Origin of the sequence: Saccharicrinis sp. GN24d3, assembly GCF_052400645.1 — a bacterium.
Taxonomy (GTDB): domain Bacteria; phylum Bacteroidota; class Bacteroidia; order Bacteroidales; family Marinilabiliaceae; genus Saccharicrinis.
In genome coordinates, this window is sequence record NZ_JBQTGI010000005.1 from 293,006 (window position 1) to 311,690 (window position 18,685).

At 40.6% G+C, this 18,685-nt stretch carries 14 protein-coding genes; 6 read left to right on the forward strand and 8 right to left on the reverse strand.

Annotated features, from left to right (window positions below; translation table 11 throughout):
- Positions 1-5: 5 nt before the first annotated feature.
- The 4 genes from ACT29I_RS08475 to ACT29I_RS08490 all read right to left on the reverse strand — a co-directional run bounded on the left by ACT29I_RS08475 (position 6) and on the right by ACT29I_RS08490 (position 6,995).
- Entirely contained in the window at positions 6-3,194 is a 3,189-nt protein-coding gene (locus ACT29I_RS08475) for an efflux RND transporter permease subunit (protein ID WP_444793199.1), read from the reverse strand.
- Positions 3,191-4,411, reverse strand: coding sequence for an efflux RND transporter periplasmic adaptor subunit (locus ACT29I_RS08480; protein WP_430931809.1), 1,221 nt, complete (start codon positions 4,409-4,411; stop codon positions 3,191-3,193). Before ACT29I_RS08480 ends, ACT29I_RS08475 begins: the two co-directional genes overlap by 4 nt.
- A 298-nt stretch (positions 4,412-4,709) precedes the next feature.
- Positions 4,710-5,768: an NAD-dependent epimerase/dehydratase family protein gene (locus ACT29I_RS08485; RefSeq protein WP_430931810.1), complete on the reverse strand. Its 1,059-nt coding sequence runs from the start codon at positions 5,766-5,768 to the stop codon at positions 4,710-4,712.
- A 54-nt stretch (positions 5,769-5,822) separates the two neighbouring features.
- Entirely contained in the window at positions 5,823-6,995 is a 1,173-nt protein-coding gene (locus tag ACT29I_RS08490) for an aldo/keto reductase (RefSeq protein WP_444793200.1), read from the reverse strand.
- 179 nt (positions 6,996-7,174) lie between these two features.
- Here ACT29I_RS08490 and ACT29I_RS08495 point away from each other — a divergent pair, with 179 nt between their 5' ends.
- The gene (locus ACT29I_RS08495; RefSeq protein ID WP_430931812.1) at positions 7,175-8,062 is read left to right on the forward strand and encodes a hypothetical protein; all 888 of its coding nucleotides are present in this window, start codon (positions 7,175-7,177) and stop codon (positions 8,060-8,062) included.
- A 722-nt stretch (positions 8,063-8,784) separates the two neighbouring features.
- Entirely contained in the window at positions 8,785-9,930 is a 1,146-nt protein-coding gene (locus ACT29I_RS08500; RefSeq protein WP_444793201.1) for a PLP-dependent cysteine synthase family protein, read from the forward strand.
- Between the two features lie 75 nt (positions 9,931-10,005).
- Here ACT29I_RS08500 and ACT29I_RS08505 read toward each other — a convergent pair whose 3' ends face one another.
- Both ACT29I_RS08505 and ACT29I_RS08510 read right to left on the reverse strand, forming a co-directional pair.
- Positions 10,006-12,081, reverse strand: coding sequence for a TonB-dependent receptor (locus tag ACT29I_RS08505; RefSeq protein WP_444793202.1), 2,076 nt, complete (start codon positions 12,079-12,081; stop codon positions 10,006-10,008).
- A 256-nt stretch (positions 12,082-12,337) separates the two neighbouring features.
- A complete protein-coding gene (locus ACT29I_RS08510) occupies positions 12,338-13,291 on the reverse strand; it encodes a GlxA family transcriptional regulator (protein ID WP_430931815.1) in 954 nt (317 codons plus the stop codon).
- Between the two features lie 187 nt (positions 13,292-13,478).
- Here ACT29I_RS08510 and ACT29I_RS08515 point away from each other — a divergent pair, with 187 nt between their 5' ends.
- Positions 13,479-13,847 carry a VOC family protein gene (locus ACT29I_RS08515; RefSeq protein WP_430931816.1) on the forward strand — a complete coding sequence of 123 codons (369 nt, stop codon included), beginning with the start codon at positions 13,479-13,481 and terminating at the stop codon, positions 13,845-13,847.
- 185 nt (positions 13,848-14,032) lie between these two features.
- Positions 14,033-14,416, forward strand: a complete 384-nt coding sequence (locus tag ACT29I_RS08520) for a hypothetical protein (protein ID WP_430931817.1) — start codon at positions 14,033-14,035, stop codon at positions 14,414-14,416.
- Positions 14,417-14,492: 76 nt separating this feature from the next.
- Here ACT29I_RS08520 and ACT29I_RS08525 read toward each other — a convergent pair whose 3' ends face one another.
- Together ACT29I_RS08525 and ACT29I_RS08530 are read right to left on the reverse strand one after the other, a co-directional pair.
- Complete coding sequence (locus ACT29I_RS08525; RefSeq protein WP_430931818.1) at positions 14,493-15,416, reverse strand: PorV/PorQ family protein; 924 nt, start codon at positions 15,414-15,416, stop codon at positions 14,493-14,495.
- Positions 15,413-18,163 (reverse strand): S8 family serine peptidase, encoded by a 2,751-nt coding sequence (locus tag ACT29I_RS08530; protein WP_444793203.1) that lies wholly within the window; start codon positions 18,161-18,163, stop codon positions 15,413-15,415. The genes ACT29I_RS08525 and ACT29I_RS08530 overlap by 4 nt, the downstream gene beginning before the upstream one ends.
- Before the next feature lie 51 nt (positions 18,164-18,214).
- Between ACT29I_RS08530 and ACT29I_RS08535 the strand changes: the two genes are divergently transcribed.
- Complete coding sequence (locus tag ACT29I_RS08535; RefSeq protein ID WP_430931820.1) at positions 18,215-18,454, forward strand: hypothetical protein; 240 nt, start codon at positions 18,215-18,217, stop codon at positions 18,452-18,454.
- Positions 18,455-18,483: 29 nt separating this feature from the next.
- The coding region (locus tag ACT29I_RS08540) for a hypothetical protein (RefSeq protein ID WP_444793204.1) at positions 18,484-18,685 on the forward strand (202 nt) is incomplete at its 3' end.

Below are 18,685 nucleotides of genomic sequence, written 5' to 3' on the forward strand. Positions count from 1 at the left end.
CGTAATCAGTCGTTAAAATCTTCTTCCCCGGTATTGCTTTTACGCTGTTCGTTCTGCCATGCAATTTCTACATGTTCGGGCTGAATTTTTTTATCGTACCACCATTCTCTTATCACTCTTCTAATATCGTTTAAAATCATGATTAAGGCAGGGAAAAACAACAAGATAAACATGGTTCCGAAGGCTACGCCATAAACGAGTGAAATAGCCATTGGGATTAGGAACTGAGCCTGAAAGCTTTTCTCCAATATCAACGGATATAAGCCGAAGGATGTTGTTAAGGTCGTCAGAATGATTGGTCGTAACCTCGATTTGCCAGCCTCAACAATGGCTTGTTTTATTTTTTTACCTTCCACAATCAGCGAATTGTATTTGGCCAATAATACCACAGCATCATTCACAATCACCCCGGTTAAGGCCACTATTCCCCACAAACTTAAAATGGAAAGCGGTTTGCCATGTATACCGTGTCCCCAAATTGCTCCCAATATCGAAATTGGAATCATCATTAATATGATGAGTGGTTGTTCAAAAGATTTAAAACTAATCATGAGGATGATGATAATGGCTAAGAAAGCCATTGGAAATAGAAACATCAAATCCTTCATGTTGCGTTGGCTTTCCTTTTGCTGACCCTGAAATTCAACAGAAATACCCGGATAAAGTATCTTAAGCTCAGGAATTACTTCCGTATTTATCTGTTCCAACACTTCTGTCACTGAAGCATCCGGGTCAACCAAATCGGCATTTACCCTTATTTCGCGCTTGCCGTTAAAGCGGTTAATGTTAACAGGGCCACGCTTAATTTCGTACTCCACCAATTCGGTCAGAGGATATTCACCCTGCGTGGTTACAATCTTCATGGTTTCCAATTGACCTATGTTTTCCCTTCCCTCGGAAGGATATCTGACCCAAACCCTGAGTTCGTCGCGGCCGACCTGTAAACGCTGTGCCTGCCCCCCATAAAAGGCCTGTCGGACCTGGTTGGCTATATACGCTTCGTTCAACCCCATCATATAGGCTTGCGGTTTTAGGTTGAGAAGTATTTCCTGTTTACCCATTGCATTGGTAGTCACCACATCTTTTAGTTGTGCGTATTCCTCAAGCTTGGACATTAAAAAGTCTCTTCCCAGTTCAAGTTCATCTATGTTTCGGGATAACAGCCCGATGGAAACGGGATCGCCAAAGCGGCTTCGCGCTCCCATGGAATATTTGTCGGCTTCCGGAATGGGCCCAACTTTTTCCCTAATTCTATTGATAATTTCGTACGAACTGATTCCTGTGTCCTCCGAGTTTCGGGGCGAAACATCCACGCTGCCTGTATGAGAGCCGCTCTCTGAACCGTCAAAAGCCGATCCCAAAATAATAATGCTATTTTCAATGATGGGAACGGTATCGTTATATTCGTCCATTAATTCCTCGTTAACCACCCACACCACACTATCGAATCGCTCGAGGTATTGCATGGTTTTATCCTCGCCCGATCCTGGCGTAAAAGCAATGTTGATGTTGAATGAATCAAACTCCATGCGTGGGAAAAAAGTGGTTTTGATGATATGCCCGCCAATCAACCCCCCTGTAATAATCATCATGGCCACGGGAATGCCCAGGGTAATATAACGCCATTCCACAGATAGCTTAATCACTCTGTCGTAGGCATAATCGCGCAGCCAGGTAAAAAAACCTTCGGTGTATTTTCTAAATCCTTTATTTCTGTCAGAAAGCACTTTGCGGTTTAATACATGCTTGTTTCCCAGGTGAGCCGGAAGTACCAAAAATGCCTCAAAAAGTGAAACGAACAGACTGAATATGACAATGACGGCCATTTCGAACATCATCTCCATACGGCCAGTGATAAAAATCAAAGGCGAAAAAGCGACCATGGTAGTGGCAACCGAAGCTACTACCGCCGGAACTACTTCAACGGTACCGTCAACAGCAGCCTGAATGGGGGTTTTACCCTTTTCGAAGTGTTGGAATATATTTTCGCCAATCACGATTCCATCATCTACCAAAATACCGATCACCAAAATCATCCCGAAAAGGGAAATCATGTTAATGGTAACGCCCATTAAATTTACGATGATAAACATGCCCAAAAATGATGCGGGGATACCCCATGCAACCCACAGCGAAAGACGGACACTGAGCATGATGCCCAAAATAAGCAGCACCAAAATAAGTCCTTGACCACCATTGAAGTACAGGAGGTCGAGCCTCATTTTTAAGATGTCCAAAAAGGAACGCGACAGTTGCAGGCTTACACCAAGATCCTTGTCATTGAACTCTTTCACATATTTTTTGATATAGGTATCTATCTCGTCCAGATCCTCTGTGATCAGTTTGTTGATTTGAAGGCTGATAACGGGATTATTGTTTTCCAATGCTTTATCCGATACATCGGCAAACTTTAGCTTTACCGATGCTATATCTCTCATTCGGATAACGCTGCCATCCGGATTTGCCCGCAGGATGATGTTGCCTATTTTATTGGGGTCCGCGCTTCTGGAACGCAGACGGATAAGAAGTTCCTCTTTTTTTGAGCGAAGCTGACCTCCAGATACATCTTTGTTGTTTTGTGAGATGGCATCCTGTAAGTCGTTAAACGTAAGTCCGTAGCGTAGGAGGGTTTCCTCCTTGGCTTCAACCGATATTTCAAGAGCGGGAAATCCCTCGATACCCACCTGGCTGATAAATCCTGAAGCCAAAAAATCCTCCTCAACCTGTTGGGCATAACTTTTTAATGTTAGCAAATCCACGTCGCCAGTCACCAATAAGCGGGCGGCAGGAGAGGTGGTGCGCGTCTTGGAAACGATGGGGCGTTCGGCCGCCGTGGGTAAGGAGGATATACCGTCCACCGCGTTTTTTACCTCAATCAGGGCTTCGTCGATATCGTAATTGGGTTCAATCTCAATGGTGACACTTGAGCTATTTTCGGACGACACGGAATTTATTTCGTAAATACCGGGAATAGCCCTGACAGCTTCTTCGATACGCGACGTGACTCCTTCTTCCATTTCTACTGGTGATGCACCCGGATAATAAACGCTTACCCTCAAAATGTGAGATTGTCTTTCAGGGAAGAAGGACTTTTTCATATAAGCCAAACTGATTCCGCCCACAATCACCAGAACCAATATAATAAGGTTGGCGTAAAATGGAAATCTAACAAACAATTCTACTATTCTTCTCATGATTTGGCTCCTTTGTTTTGTCCATTTTCCATGGTTCCTTTCTCTTGTGTTTTTCCCGATTTCGACCCTTTTTCCAATGACGGTTTATCAATTCCCATTATACCAACGGGACTGTTTTCTTTAACGTTGATGAGCGGTTCAGTAACGATCATTTGCCCAGGTTCGATACCGTTAAAAATTAGGGTGGTTTCATCCCATTTTAAGATGTTGATTTGGCGTTTCTTCAACTTTCCATCTGCTACAATAAATACTTCGTTGGAGTTAAATATTGCATTACGAGGAAGTTGCATCGCTTTGTTAATTTGCTGACCGGGGAATTGCACAATTTTGTATTCGCCTGCCAGTAATTCATCATTATTAGTGTTAGGTACTTTTACAAAAATGCTCCTCGATTGCGTGTCAGCGTCAATAAAGTCTGATTTACGAACCACAATACCCGATTTAACCGATTTTTTGTTAGTGGTAAATACCTGTACCCGGTCACCAATGTTTATCCATTTACTATGTTCGTTTTTTACGGGTACTTCCACTTCCAACTGGTCTGTGCGTATCATTCGTGCAATTTGACCGCCCGTGTTCACATATCCACCCACCTCGAAATTTACCTGGAGATAAGTCCCGTTAAATGGGGCGTATAGCTCATGGCGACTCAGCTTTTTTTCGTCCTGCAAAATTCCATAGTATTCACTCATGAAATTTCTGCTGGCTAAAAAAATCTTTAGTTTGGCATTGGAAATTTGGGGTAGGGGGGGTAGTTCTTTTTCAATTTCGATGGTATTAAAAAAGTTCAGGTAAGCGTTATACTGTTCAGGGTAGTCCACTTTAATATCAGGCAAAATAGTGGTTATGGTGGTAAGGAATTGGCTCTTTCTGGCTTGTAGTGCCAGCTCAACTTCATCTTTATATATTTCGGCCAGAAGTTGTCCTTTTTTAAATGAGGTACCTTTGCGAAGCGATACTGCACCAGGTAGGATTTTTCCGGCAGCTTCCGATACCAGCATTACTTCGCTGCTGGATACTACACGTCCTTCTGCCGAAAGAGGCGAGGTAATTTGAGAATAGCTAACGGGTTCCGCCTTTACGAAACGTTTAATGTTAAAATCAGGTTTGCGCTTACTATCCGGTTTCATAGAAAGAAACAAATTGGAAAGAAGGTAGGAACCTCCTAATAATACGGTCAGGGCAACTACAACAAAAATGATTTTTCTTCGACTCATGACGAATATATTATGCTTTATAATGTAAATACAAAAAAAAGGAAATTAAAGTATAAAAATCCTCAATTATCCAGAATAAAAAAATGTTTTGCCTGATAATTGAGGTTTTTTATGATAATTTTATATTTATGATAATTTCATTCTTATGTCAATGAAATCATTATGTAAACAAAGTCGGCAATACTTATGGTGTTTTCTTGCGGGTTACAACAGGTGTCTTGTCATTCTTAGTGGTTGATATGATTTACATTATATAAACAAAATTTGTAATAAATTTTAGCTTAAATATAATTATTGCCTAAACAAGTTTATTGTCGATCAGTTGCTGGAACATGTCGTTAATTGTTTCCGATAATGGACGGTAGGTAGCTCCTAATTCCCTTTTGCTCTTCGAATTATCGGCTTTCCAAGCGAAACCCATATTTCGAGATACAAACTTTCGGGTAATCGCTTTGTTAATCATGGGGCCCATAAGCCAGATGAGCCATTTAGGCATTTCTTTTTTGGGGATTGGGTATTGGTCGCCATATTTTGGTTGAAGTACTTTGGCCAATTCAGCAAACCAGGTATTATGGCCCGATGCAATATGGCGTCCTTTAGCTTCGGGCACAAACCCGGCCTGGAAGTGAATAAATGCTAAATCTCTTACGTCAACAATGCCCCAACCCATTTTAGGGACACCTGCTTTTAAGGTCCCATCGCCTAATTGCTTCATCAGGTTAAAACTTTCCGAGGTTACCGAGTGTGGATTAACCGCCGGACCCATCACCAAACTGGGATTGACAACCACTAAATCCCAACGGTCTTGTTTTTTATTGATTTCCCAGGCTTCTTTTTCGGCCAGTGTTTTGGAGTAAGAATAAGCGCCATGTTCAATATTGGAGCTGGTATTCCATATCTCCTCAGTAAAAATTCCGTTTGGAGTGGCTTTAAGGTCGATGTTGTCTCCATATATAGCTGCGCAACTGCTGGTTACCACTATTCTTTTTACTGATGCTGTTCGGTTTGCTGATTCTAAAACGTTACGGGTACCCAGTTTAGCCGGGTCAATCAATTCTTTTTGTGGGTCTTTAATATCCATGGTGAAAGGAGAGGCGGTGTGATAAACCAGCTCACAACCGTTCATGGCTTCGTCGTACGAGCTTTCTGTTAGAAGGTCGCTTTTGAAATATTTGATTTCCCCTTTCGAGTTGGCTGCCAAATCGTCCAGGAACTTGAGTTTTTCCGTGTAGTTAGGATCTCGAACTGCCGCATGAACGGTAATACCTTCATCTAAAAGCTTTTTCACTAACCATCCTGCAACATACCCTGTTGCTCCTGTCACCATTACTGGTTTTGATTTGTCAATTGTGGTCATTGTTTTATGTTTTGTTTATTATTTAAATGTCTTTAATAAACTAATATACAACCTTTACTTAGTTAAAAGCAATGTCTCACTTGCTTCCTTCAACTTTTCCCTGATAGGAATATGCTGAGGACAGTGCTCTTCACATTTTCCGCATTCCACGCAGGCGCTTGCTTTTTCTTTATCGGATAACAACCTGGAGTACATGATCCGGGTGTGCGATTTTGTCTGTTTATCGTCAAAACGATAAAAATCGTTTAAGTACGAGAAGTTCTGGGGAATATGAACACCGACCGGGCAAGGCATGCAATATCCGCATGACGTGCAACCTACCCTTACTTTTTCGTGGAGTATGGATTTTACATTTTCAATGGTTTCCAGTTCTTTTCCCGGCATTTCGTTTGCCTTGGCATCATTTGCCGATTTAATATTTTGCTGAAGATGCGCCATGGTATTCATCCCACTTAAAATAACCGTAACCTCGGGGTGGTTCCACAGCCATCGCAGAGACCATTCCGCCGGTGTTCTTTCGGGTTTGACCTCTTGAAAAGCTTGTACCGCAGCATCGGGCAGTTTGGTTGCCAAGCTTCCACCTCTTAGCGGTTCCATGACAACGACACCCATTCCCTTGTTGGCGGCATATTGCATACCTTCTTTGCCCGCCTGATAATGTTCATCCAAATAATTATATTGAATCTGGCATAAAGTCCAGTCGTAGGCATCTACAATTTCTTTAAATAAGGTTTTACTGTTGTCGTGAAAAGAAAAACCGGCGTGTTTTATTTTACCGTCCTTAATGGCTTGATCCAGAAAATCGGTAACTCCAAGCTTCTTTAAATTGGCCCAAAAATCAACACTCAAAGTGTGGAGCAGGTAATAATCGATGCAATCGGTATCCAGACGTTTCAATTGCAGGTTCAGATATTTGTCCATATCCTTGCGGGATTGGATTGACCAGCTTGGTAGCTTGCTGGCCAGCTTAATTTTTTTGCGATAACTCCCTTTCAGTGCTTTGCCCAAAAATGGTTCGCTGTTACCGGGTTCGCCCATGCCGGTGCCATGGTACGGGAAAGCGGTGTCGAGATAGTTTACGCCCTGTTCGATCGCATAATGCAGCATTTCAGTTGCTTTACTCTCATCTATTTTTGAAGGATCCTGATCTAAAACCGGAAAGCGCATACATCCGAATCCGAGTGCCGATATTTTATCACCCGACTTTGGCATTTTTCTGTACAGCATATGTAATCGTTTAGTTTTTTGTATGTAAGCAAATTTAATAAGAATATGGATAGGTTTCGATTTTATAAAATATCTTCTGAATATTTTACTTTCCTCTTGGTAATTCCGTAAATTAGTACTTTAATTGACTGGGGCCGGGTAGCGTTTTATCGATAAAATTTTAAACAAAATCAATAATTATGAAAGCTGCCAATTTGAATTCTATTCTTTGCCATTTGATGATATTGTCATTGTTTATTGGCTTTATCACGCCAGCGAATGCTCAGTTTTTAAAAAAATTGAAGAAGAAAGTCGAATCCAGGGTTGAGGAGGCCGTCGCAGAAAAGGTGGCCGACAAAGCTGAAGAGAAAACCAATAAAACCCTGGATAAGATGTTTGAGCCTCAAATGCCTGAAGGCATGACCGGAAATATGCCTATGATGACCGGCATGAACACTGTCAGTTTTGATGAAGTGCCGGATTCCTATGATTTCGACTGGAATTACGCATTGCAGATTGAAACAGCACGAACAGGAGAAAAGGTTTCCGTTGATTATTATTTTAAAAAAGGTGCGGAATATTGGGGTGCTCGATTCAATCAGGGAATGAGCATGTTTATGGTCTACGATATAAGCAATAAATTAAACGTGATGTTTATGAAGGATGGCGAACAGTCGTTGGCAAGTGCGATGAGAATGGTCGAAATCCATAGTGGTGAAGAAGTTTCGGAATCAGAAAGCGAAGATGGTGAGGAAGAGGAGGTTGGGAAATTTACTTTTAAGCCAATACCCGGTAAAATTGTTTTGGGACACAAATGTCAAGGTTATTTAATGGAAAACGACGAATATAAGTTAACCATTTTCAGTGCACACGATACCGAGGTGAGTTTTGGCAAGATTTATTCCGAAACGGAACGGTTCCCAAATTGGTTTCAAACAGCATGGTTGAATAGGGAAGAGGCTAATGGTTTAATGATGGAGATGATCATGCTGGATAAAAAAGATGAAAACAACAACATGCAAATGAAGTGTGTAAAGCTTGAGAAACACAATTTGGTGATCAATAAGTCTGATTATCAATCCTTCTGATTTTAATTGGACTATGGGATAGGAACCATGGGAGGTGCAGGCCCTGGTGGTGGGGGTAATTTTATCTTATAAACAGAACATGTTCTGTTGTGATAGAAAGAATTGCCATTACACACATATGACATTCCAGCCGAATCTCCCAGTGAATTACAAACAAACGCATCCCGAATTGTTTTAACCCGGATTATGTATTGGGGGTTCGTCATGAGCATTGCAAGTACAATAAAACAAGGCATTACAGAAACGAGGCATCACTTGCCCCGATTACTTTAGGGAGCATCGTTCTGGTGAGTTGAAGTGATGCAACGAAGTGTCTTGTTTTAAAGTAATTTCAATGTGTAATAGAATCTCTAATGCATATTGCGGGTTTAAGTCACCCATGAAACCACATTGGCCTTGTTGGTAAAAGAAATTCGGACACGAATCAGAGCTTTGGTTACAAGCTGGGATACATAGTGCCACTGCACGAATTACCATCCAATTAGTATTACATTTCATGATTCTTGACCAGTAAGCATACTAATCAAGGCCAGATTATTTAATGAAAAAAGCTTAATGGGCTAATTTTCGGTTTTGTTCAAATAGTAAAGGTTAACGTTACCTGATATATCTCATGTAACTAGGTTCACCCTGTTTTAAGATTTGGTTGTCTTGATTACAGAAAGCGGTAAATGATTACCAAAATAATCATCTGCTGAATAAATAATCTAAAAACTAATTGTATGTCCCCTTGTCAACAAAATCAAATCAGTAATTTATCATGCTTAATTGGAAATACCCCTTTATTAGCTATAGAATTTGAATTTAAAGGTACTACTCGAAAAATTTATGCCAAAGCAGAATACTTCAATATGACCGGAAGCATTAAGGACCGCATGGCTTTTCATATATTAAACAAGGCATATGAGCACGGTTATCTGAAAGCTGGAGTTCCAATTATTGAGGCAACCAGCGGTAACACAGGAATTGCTTTTGCGGGTGTGGGCAGAGCTTTAGGTCATCCGGTGACCATTTTTATGCCGGATTGGATGAGCGATGAAAGAAAAAACCTGATCAGAAGTTATGGAGCGGAAATTAAGCTGGTAAGTGCGCAACAAGGTGGGTTTTTAGGAAGTATTGAAATGGCCGATAATTTGGCGGCTTCTTTAGATGGAGCCTTTCGCCCTCAACAGTTTTCCAATGGCGATAATTGTGAAGCGCATTATCTGACCACCGGAAAAGAATTATACTGGCAGTTGGCATTTCGAAACTTAACTCCCGATGCTTTTGTTGCCGGAGTTGGCACAGGAGGCACCGTAATGGGAGTTGGAAAATATTTAAGAGAAAAAGTTCCGGGCATAAGTATCCACCCGTTGGAACCTGGCAATTCACCAACACTTTCAACCGGTTACAAAGTGGGAAAGCACCGTATTCAGGGTATTTCCGATGAGTTTATTCCGTCTATTGTTAAGCTTGATGAATTGGATTCCATTGTTGAGGTAGATGATAGCGATGCAATAATTATGGCACAAAAACTATCCAGGGAATTGGGTATTGGCGTGGGGATTTCTTCGGGAGCTAATTTTATTGGAGCCCTAATGCTTCAGGAAAAGATTGGGCCGGAAGCTGTTGTAGCCACTATCTTTTCCGATGATAATAAAAAATATCTGAGTACTGACTTGATGAAAGAAGAGCCTGTAAAAGCATGTTTGTTGGCACCTGATGTGAAGTTAAAAAGGTATAGTGCATTCAAGCGAGTGTGCCATACCTGCTGCGATCCGGACAGTTGCTTAGAGGCCCGTTTTAGGGACGGTAACAACATGACCGATTGGCCTGAATGCCCACACAAAGGCCAAGAAAGAAATGCACAGGTTTTCGTAAATAATTAGTAATGAAACAGAGGGTGCCGCCACATCAAGGACACCCTCGTTTTTCGTAAAGTAGTTAGTTGATGGTGATAAGGTTTACAGATTTAAGCTGATGTTAATACCTGCTTTGATCCACCTGCCAGGCTGATACAACTGACCAATATCGGTGTATTTCTTATCGAACAAATTGGTAGCTTCGGCAAAAACGGTATAAGTTGGTTTGCGCCAGCTTAGCTTTACATCGACAACAGTGAATGGGTTGTAATCTTTGGGCGATTCGGTGTTGCTTGCCCTATCATACTCGCTATAACCTCCTAGCCTGTCCTGGTAAAGTAGAGACCAGGATGCACTTAGATGAGAAATAATACTATGCTGCAGGCTACCCGAGAATTTATGCTTCAAATAATCGAAAATATAACTGGAATCATAGCCAATAGGTAATGATTTATCCTGGTTTAACCAGGAATAAGTCAGGTTTATATTTTGCAGAAAACGTTGTGCCTGAATGAACTGTTGAAGATTTATATTCAAAACGGATTCAATTCCAACCGTATTGATATCACTTATATTTGAGGTAGTCCACCGGGTTCCATCAGGAGAATCCGAAGGTCTTCCCCAATCGATCATGTTTTTTCCATTACGATAAAAAGAGGAAACATTAATACTGATGCCTTTATTATTCTTGTATTTGAGGCCTCCCTCGTATGTGGTTGCTTCTTCTGGTTTCAGATTAGGATTACCATAATTAGTTGGGCCAGAATAAAACAAGTCGGTGTAGGTAGGCATGCGCAATGATTTATTAATACTACCATAAATTTTTAAACCATTGTTTATCCAGTAGCTGACATCAAATCCAGGGAAGATATCAAATTCCCAACCTAAATCGCTGTTTAGGTTAGCCATTATACCTGCCGAGACTGATATACGGTTGTAGGTATAACTATGCTCAACAAAAAAAGAAGTGTTGGTTCTGTTGTAATTTTTAGTAAAAAAACCGACTTCTTCCCCGGGAATATTCAACAAAGTATCTGTGAGTGCGGTTCCCAAAACGTTACTCCAAATACTTTCGGAACGAAGGTCGGCTCCAATTGCCGTTTTACCTATTGACGAGTTAATAACAGTGTTGATGTTTGCACCGACCACATCGGTTAAATGGTAGTTGTGGTTGGTGTACCACGAAGCTGCATCTTCATTATTACGGTATAGTTCAAAGCGGTCTTGGTGCCGGCGCCAATATACAGAAGATTTTAAAGGATTTTTGCTTTTCGATGAAAAGCTCAGACTTGCAAAGGTGGTTTTGGTCTGTTCATATTGGTTGGGGTATCGTGCCGTATAAAAGGAGTTGGCCCCGAATCCTTTATTGGTATACCCAATCTGTAATTCCAGCTTTTCTTTTTCGAGATTTAGTTGCCCCTGGTAAAACAGGTTGTAAATCTCAAAATCAGTATTGTCGATGTAACCATCACTGGCACTTTTATTGGCGGAAACAAAGCTCTTAAAATTTCCTTTAACAATATTTCCACTGGCTCCGGCGTTATATAAGCCATGATCACCCGCCATTACATTGGCTTTGATATTTGAGTTGTCTGTGGAGCCCGTAATGAAGTTAATGGCACCGCTAAAGGCATTGGACCCATGGACACGGGCTCCGGGACCCTCCAGGATTTCTACCCGCTCTATACTCAAAAAATCTACGGGTAAGTTTAAACTATGGTGACCCGTCTGCGGATCGGTAATATTAATGCCGTTGAGCAAAATCATTACCTGGTCAAAAGAACCACCCCGCACACTCACGTCAGACTGAACTCCCAGGGGACCACGCTGCCGTACATCAACATGAGCCACATACTCCAGCAACTGATCCACCGATTGAACAGGCAAGGCCTCAATTTCTTTTTTGCTGATGACCGTGACCACTCGTCCTATCTCGGAGTAAATGGCCGGTGTTCGGCGTGCCGAGACTTCGATCTCTTCCAGGTTGATTTTTTTATTGGTTATGGTCGTATCGGTCTGGGCTAGCGCCTGCCCATAATCAAACAAAGTTAGGTACATGGCCGATAGCATACCTATTCGGATACATTTTTTAAGGGAACAGAAAGCAGCATAATTAGTTCCTTGCCATTTTTTAAACATAATCTCAAATCCCTTTTTTGTAAAATTAATTCTTTTCATCTTTTATAATAATTTGTTCTGGATACACCAGTTTTTAAATAAGGCGCAAAACTAATAAAATATGGGTTAGTACATGATTGCAGGGGGAATAAAAAGACATTGGAGTCTTAATAATTTATTGTATTGCAGTTGGAGATACATGTATGGAATTATAATTACGGTTTTGAACTTCACCCCGTTGGTGCCCATTTGCATCTAGTAAAATTCCAGCTTCCTCGATTCGAAATTTTTGGAACTGCCGAATGATGGCTGATTTTTAATGCTCCACATTTACCTCGCTAAACACTCTGTTGTACAGTTTTTTGTATTCCGATGGGTTTAAGCCAACCGTCTTTTTAAACGTTTTTCGGAACGAAGCAAAATCATTATAGCCCACTTGAATACTAATTTCCTCTATGCTTTTGGCACCTCCCTCTAATAATTTCTTGGCCTTTTCAACCCTTACTTTTTGTATATAGGCATTGGGAGTATCTCCAGTTGCTTTTTTAAAATTACGCATAAAGGTGCGTAATGACATATGGGCTTTTGCTGCGATTTCTTCAACCGGAAATTGTTCTTCAATATGCTCTTCTATATAGTTTTGTATTTCTTGAATCGCTTTGTTTTTGTGGTTTTTTTGAAGTCCAAGTATCTTATAGCCGCTTTGTTTGGAATCGTGAATATGTACCAGAAATACCTTTGACATCAGAATGGCCACTTCGTTGCCAAAGTATTTATCCATTAAATAAATTATCAGCGAGGTAAACGAAAAAGCGCCACCACTGGTGTAAATCCGTTGAAAATCGGTAATAAATTTATCGTCCACCAGTTTAACCTGTGGATACTTCTCTTTAAAAATTCCTGCACCCAGCCAATGCGTGGTTGCGCTGGAATTATTTAACAAACCTGATTCCGCCAAAAGGAACGCACCCATGCACACCGAAGCAATTTCGCAGCCTTGTTGGTATTGTTGATGTAACCAAGGAATAAGGTGTTGGTTGCTGGCAATTACCGATTCTATTTCAGCAAACTGCATGGCCGGAATAATGACCAGATCAAACTTGTCGGTTTCCATAACTTGATTTGATAGTAATATGGATACATCCAGGGTTGGGATTTTAATGTCAGGCCTAAATGCAGAAACCATCCCATTTACCTGGCTGAACATATCGTAAGGGCCGTGAACACTGCTCAATATGGCGTGTGGATAGTTTAATACCGCTATCTTCATACTGTAAAATTTATAAATGTTTTATACATCGTGTTTTCTGATGATTTCAATAGCACAGAGTTGTGCCAGTTTGCTATAGTTGTTCCGATGGCAAATATACCCATATTAAATGTCGTTATTGCCATTTTTTTTTAATGAATATCGCCATAAATTTGTTTTAGAATTAATCACTAAATATTTTAAAACGATGGAAAGAAACGTAGTCGGCTGGTTTGAAATACCGGTAAAAGATTTTAACAGAGCCAAGGATTTTTATTCGTTATTGTTTGACTTGTCTATGGAAGACCTGCCCATGCCAGATAGCCAGATGGCCGCGTTCCCAATGAAAGAAGCCGAGGGGGCTGCCGGCGCTATTGTTAGGGCGGAAGGTTACGAGCCTGCTAAAACGGGCACTATAGTTTATTTTTCTTGCGTGGATGTAGAAGTTAGCCTGGCCAAGGCTGTTGAATTAGGAGCCGAGGTGGTAATTCCTAAAACATCCATTGGCGAACACGGTTTTATTGGTCATTTTTTCGATTTGGAAGGAAACAGGGTAGCGCTTCATTCCTTGAAGTGATAGTTATGCAACCAGGCTATTTGAAGCGCTAAGGTGCGCTAAGTCTTTTTTAAAAGGCTCGGAACTTTGACGTTCAGTGTTAACAGCGTCATGAACAACGAAAATTGTTTACATCCTGGTTTTTTGCTCGTCACAATAACCATGTGATTGGTAAACAGTAAATTATAGACATAAAAAATAAAATAATGAACTACTTATTATTGGGAGCTGGCATTATATCGTTGTCGGCAGTTGCTGGCCATTTTGCCATGGGAGGCAAAGAATATTTAAAACCTATTATGAATTCTAATGCAGGTCCTATTCCTCGTTATGTGATGAAAAGTTTGTTTCATTATCTATCCGTATTTCAGGTACTGGCAACCTTACTTTTGTTCTTGGCAGCTATTGACTTTAATTGTCGGCTATTTGAGCTGAATTCAGTTGCCAGGTTATTGGGGGTGATGTATGTTGGCTTTGGAATTTCTCAAATTGTTGTTGCAGCCAATTCTTCCGTCAAAGGTGGAGTATTCAAGATGTTTCAGTGGATCTTTTGGTTGCTGATTGGCGTATTGGCTATATTGGGAAGCTAATATATCAGAGGGTAATTCTTATCAGTTGATAAAATACTAATGCAATTAATGGAAAATACAGAAATATATTAGAATGTTATTTTTTATTGAAGGCAAAAGAACAAGAAATATTAAAGTTGTTTTTAAGAATGCTGTCTGATTTTAACCAGGCTACATCAACTGAAATTCCTCTGAAATGCACCCCTCCCCCAAATGTAAACCCATTCACTCCTATGGCATCGTCAAAATGGCCATAGCCTGAACGGAGCGCCAATAAGTTGTTGTATTGATACTGGAGCCCTATGCCGGAATAAAGGCCAGAATGTTCGTGATTGGTTAAATAAGACAAATCAAGGCTGGTAGATAACAAGTGCTTAGGAGATAATTCTATGGGATATGTTATACCACCTCCAATGTTAAGAGGTAAAATACTGGATTCCTGATCGAATTCCAGTTTTGGCCCCAGGTTACGGATCATCAATCCATAGTCTATTTTTTTGTAGGAGCTTTTAAAACCGAGATCCAAATAAAAAGTATTCGAAGAATAATCGACTCCCAAATTTGACTCCAGATAATTGAATGAAACAGAAATTGCCGATTTCTGTGACACATTTATAACATATCCCAAACCCAAAGAAAATTCAGATGGTTCATATGTTCCTTTATAATTTCCGTTCTCATCAGTGATGTTATAATTAGGCATGTTATATTTTTTAAATCCAATAGCAACGCCGTTATTGTTGTTGATGGAATAAAAACCGGAAAAACCGTATAGAAGGTAATCAAGGGAAGCTTCGTTTTGCCAGGGGCGATAATTGAAGTCTACTTCAAACTTTTTGTCGCCGAAATTAGCAGCCGCAAGATTGGAATAAATAGATGCGTTGCTTTCACCGGCAATAAAGGTATTGCCCTTCGCAGTTGTTTTGGCATCCAATGGTATGGTGCTAAAAGAACCTGCTTGCGAAAAGCACTTAAGGGGTAAAAGGATAAGTGCTGATATTATCGATATCTTTCTAATCATAGCTTTACGATGTTTCTTTCGAATTCCAGGTTGTTGTATTTAATTTTTAACAGATACTGACCAGTCGTCATATCGGAAATACTGCCTTGGGCAGGAGAGAAGGTGGAGATAGGAATAGATAATTCTTTCACCATAACTGCATTATCATTATAAAACGCTATTTCAATATACCCATCGACATCTTCTCCCATCCTGAAATTGATTACATCGGTTACCGGATTTGGATATATATCTATCTCATTTGAATTATCGCGAACCATGACCTCAAAGGATGAAGTGGCATTTTCGCCTCTGGCATCCGACGATGTGACCTCAAATGTTGAAAGGCCGTTTGATTGCGGGGCTATGGTTAGTATATCCCCAGAAACGGAACCTGTTACAAAAGAGGAGGAATAACTGATGTCATATTCCAATTCTTCACCGTCTTCATCAAAAAATACTTCTGTAAGATCAATGGTGATAGAATTATTCGGATCGCCAATGTATGTGTTTTCAATGGCGGTATTTACAAAAGGAGCATGGTTTTCCAGTATTGTATAATCAAAAACAAATTCGGAAGAAGCCCCAAATTCATCTTCAACCAACAAGGAGGCTTGATAAGTTCCTGCATCGGCATATAAACCATTTATGGTGATTTTTACTTCAGAGTCGTTTTCATTAGTTGTTATATTACCGGAGGTATCAATTAAACTCCAGGAATAGGAATCTTGATCCGGATCATTTATTGAACAGGTAAACGTTATGTTTTCATGAGCTTTTACCTCAAAACTGTTTCCACTGGTTGAGGTAATTTCAGGTGGATGGTTTTCATTGGTGGTTGCCAAAACGGATTCGGAATAATCAGAGAACGTGCCCAATACATCATAACCTGCAATGCTGAAATAGTAGTTGGATGAATATTCCAGGTTGTAAATTGTATGGCTCATCAGGTCGCCCACATTTTTAAGTCTCACCAATTCAACTGCCGAGGACAAGGATGAGTTGGTGGAGCTAATATCAGAGTTAGGAAATGGGTTTTTTGAATAATATATTTTGTAACCGGTAGGCTTAACATCTTCGGCATCGCCTGTTACGGTCCATGATAAGGTTACATCGTTACCGGAAATGGAAGCAGCAAGGTCCGTAACCACATCAGGTGGAGTGCTGTTTAGTTCCGAAAGTGTACCGGCAGCGTTAATCAATCCTTCGCCTAACATGCTCTGATAGCTGCTGTTAAAACCATCTACATTAATGGCGCCATAATAAAGCCTTTCTTTTAACATATCTGGAGTAAACCCTTGGTCCCCATATTCAGATACAATTAGAGCGGCTACACCCGAAACATGGGGGCAGGCCATTGAGGTTCCTATCAGGTAAGCATATTTGTTGTCGGTGATGGTACTGGCTATCCAGTTGTCGTAATAATCTTCGGAGCTATCAACTCCGCCGGGTGCTGTAATATCAACCCAGCTTCCATAATTGGAATAGTAGGGCATGGTATAATCTGCGGATAAGGCTGCCACAGAAACTACCTGGTCGTACATGGCAGGGTATGAATGGATGGAGGTGCTTTCATTGCCTGAAGCAAAAATAACTACACCGCCGTTCATGGGACCTGTTTGTATCCCGTTTTCATCCATACCGGCATACTCAATAAAGTAATCTATGGCATCCTTCATGGATTCAGGAAGGTAAGTGGCGTCATCGTACCCCCAGCTGTTCTGACAGATTACTGCCCCATTATCCGCGGCATATTTAATGGCTTCTGCAAAGTTCTCGGCACTTGTTTCATTGCCCATTGCATCGGTCTCAAAAACCTGGCACGACATCAGCCTAACCCCCGGAATACCAGCATCACCTCCTGCAATGCCACAGACACCAATGCTGTTTCCGTTAACCGCTCCAATAGTGCCAGCAACGTGTGTGCCATGATCACCAGGCTCAATGGTACCATTGTTGTTCACAAAATTATATCCGTAAATATCATCCGTATAACCGTTATTGTCATCATCAGAAACTAAGCCTCCATTGTTTTCATCTTCATTAATCCAAATGTTATCCGCTAAGTCTTCATGTGTAATATCAATCCCTCCATCAACCACCGCAACTATTACGTCCTGACTTCCCTTTTGCTTGAGCCATGCGTTAAAAAGGTTTATATCGCAACCTTCAATCGCATCGGTTACTGTTCCATCGTTGTAATAATGCCATTGATAACTTAAAAAAGTATCATTAAAAGGATAATCGTTGGTTGATAAAGTGGTGCTTTTCAATGTTTGGGTAATGGGAACAGGATCAAATTTCTTGATGCTATATGCCGGGCTGATAATCTTTCTGATAGGTTCTGTAATTTCAACTTCGGTTAAGTTTACAAAATTGTTAAGTACATTAACCAAAGATACCTGACATGTATCGTAATTGATATCGTACCATAGATGCATTCCATTCTCAATGGTTCGATCTTCATATTTTCCGGAATAAGGAAAAGTCCTTTTAAAACTTATGGCCCCAATGGCATTTAAAATACTGTCTATATTACTAATCTTTGAGCTTAAGGTCCCTGACTTTAACGAAATGGATAGATCATCTATTCTTTCTTTATTGAATTTTATGCGTACCATTCCTTCCACAGAGTTCGAAACTTCCGTTTCAGTGTACGCTTCTGTAATTATATTATCTTCCAATATAGATTCATCCTGACAAGAAAAGAGAGTCATGATGAAAAGGATAAAGAATATAAAAGGTAATGGATACTTATGTTTAGTCATCGAAAAAGTCTTATTGGAATGTTTTACTCGGCGTAAACTTAATTTTTTTTAGTGGATAGCTATAATAAAGTATGCAAACACCAAGTTTTTATCGGCGAACGCGCACTGAATGCACAATACTTCTTGCCACTTTCACAACTTTCCCTGGTTATTGTACTATGGTTTGATGTGGGCATGTGGGAACCTATGACCACCGGTGAAATATTAAGAATTATGGTTGACCATGTTATTTTTTTTATTTTTTCTTCGCATAAAGTATTGACAAGTGTGGATTTAAGCCTTATCTTGTAAGTTCGTGCGAAAAAAGATTAGATATAAGTTTGGTAAATCCGAATAAAGAGTCTTTCTTTGCAGCCGCTTTGAAAAACACGGATGGGTTAACGGGCCCGTTTTTCAAGCCTTCCCTTGCGGGTCGCCCTTTAGAAAAGGCGAGGAGTGGGGGCGGGCAGGAAGAGGCAAGGTATACTGACATGATGAGTGACGCCAATGGCCGGCGACCGGAAATAGGACCGGTTTTGAAGG

Excerpts from the sequence above, each read along its gene's own strand:
- ACT29I_RS08475 (WP_444793199.1), bottom strand. The coding sequence starts at position 3,194 with ATGAGAAGAATAGTAGAATTGTTTGTTAGATTTCCATTTTACGCCAAC.
- ACT29I_RS08480 (WP_430931809.1), bottom strand. The coding sequence starts at position 4,411 with ATGAGTCGAAGAAAAATCATTTTTGTTGTAGTTGCCCTGACCGTATTA.
- ACT29I_RS08485 (WP_430931810.1), bottom strand. The coding sequence starts at position 5,768 with ATGACCACAATTGACAAATCAAAACCAGTAATGGTGACAGGAGCAACA.
- ACT29I_RS08490 (WP_444793200.1), bottom strand. The coding sequence starts at position 6,995 with ATGCTGTACAGAAAAATGCCAAAGTCGGGTGATAAAATATCGGCACTC.
- ACT29I_RS08495 (WP_430931812.1), top strand. The coding sequence starts at position 7,175 with ATGAAAGCTGCCAATTTGAATTCTATTCTTTGCCATTTGATGATATTG.
- ACT29I_RS08500 (WP_444793201.1), top strand. The coding sequence starts at position 8,785 with ATGTCCCCTTGTCAACAAAATCAAATCAGTAATTTATCATGCTTAATT.
- ACT29I_RS08505 (WP_444793202.1), bottom strand. The coding sequence starts at position 12,081 with ATGAAAAGAATTAATTTTACAAAAAAGGGATTTGAGATTATGTTTAAA.
- ACT29I_RS08510 (WP_430931815.1), bottom strand. The coding sequence starts at position 13,291 with ATGAAGATAGCGGTATTAAACTATCCACACGCCATATTGAGCAGTGTT.
- ACT29I_RS08515 (WP_430931816.1), top strand. The coding sequence starts at position 13,479 with ATGGAAAGAAACGTAGTCGGCTGGTTTGAAATACCGGTAAAAGATTTT.
- ACT29I_RS08520 (WP_430931817.1), top strand. The coding sequence starts at position 14,033 with ATGAACTACTTATTATTGGGAGCTGGCATTATATCGTTGTCGGCAGTT.
- ACT29I_RS08525 (WP_430931818.1), bottom strand. The coding sequence starts at position 15,416 with ATGATTAGAAAGATATCGATAATATCAGCACTTATCCTTTTACCCCTT.
- ACT29I_RS08530 (WP_444793203.1), bottom strand. The coding sequence starts at position 18,163 with ATGACTAAACATAAGTATCCATTACCTTTTATATTCTTTATCCTTTTC.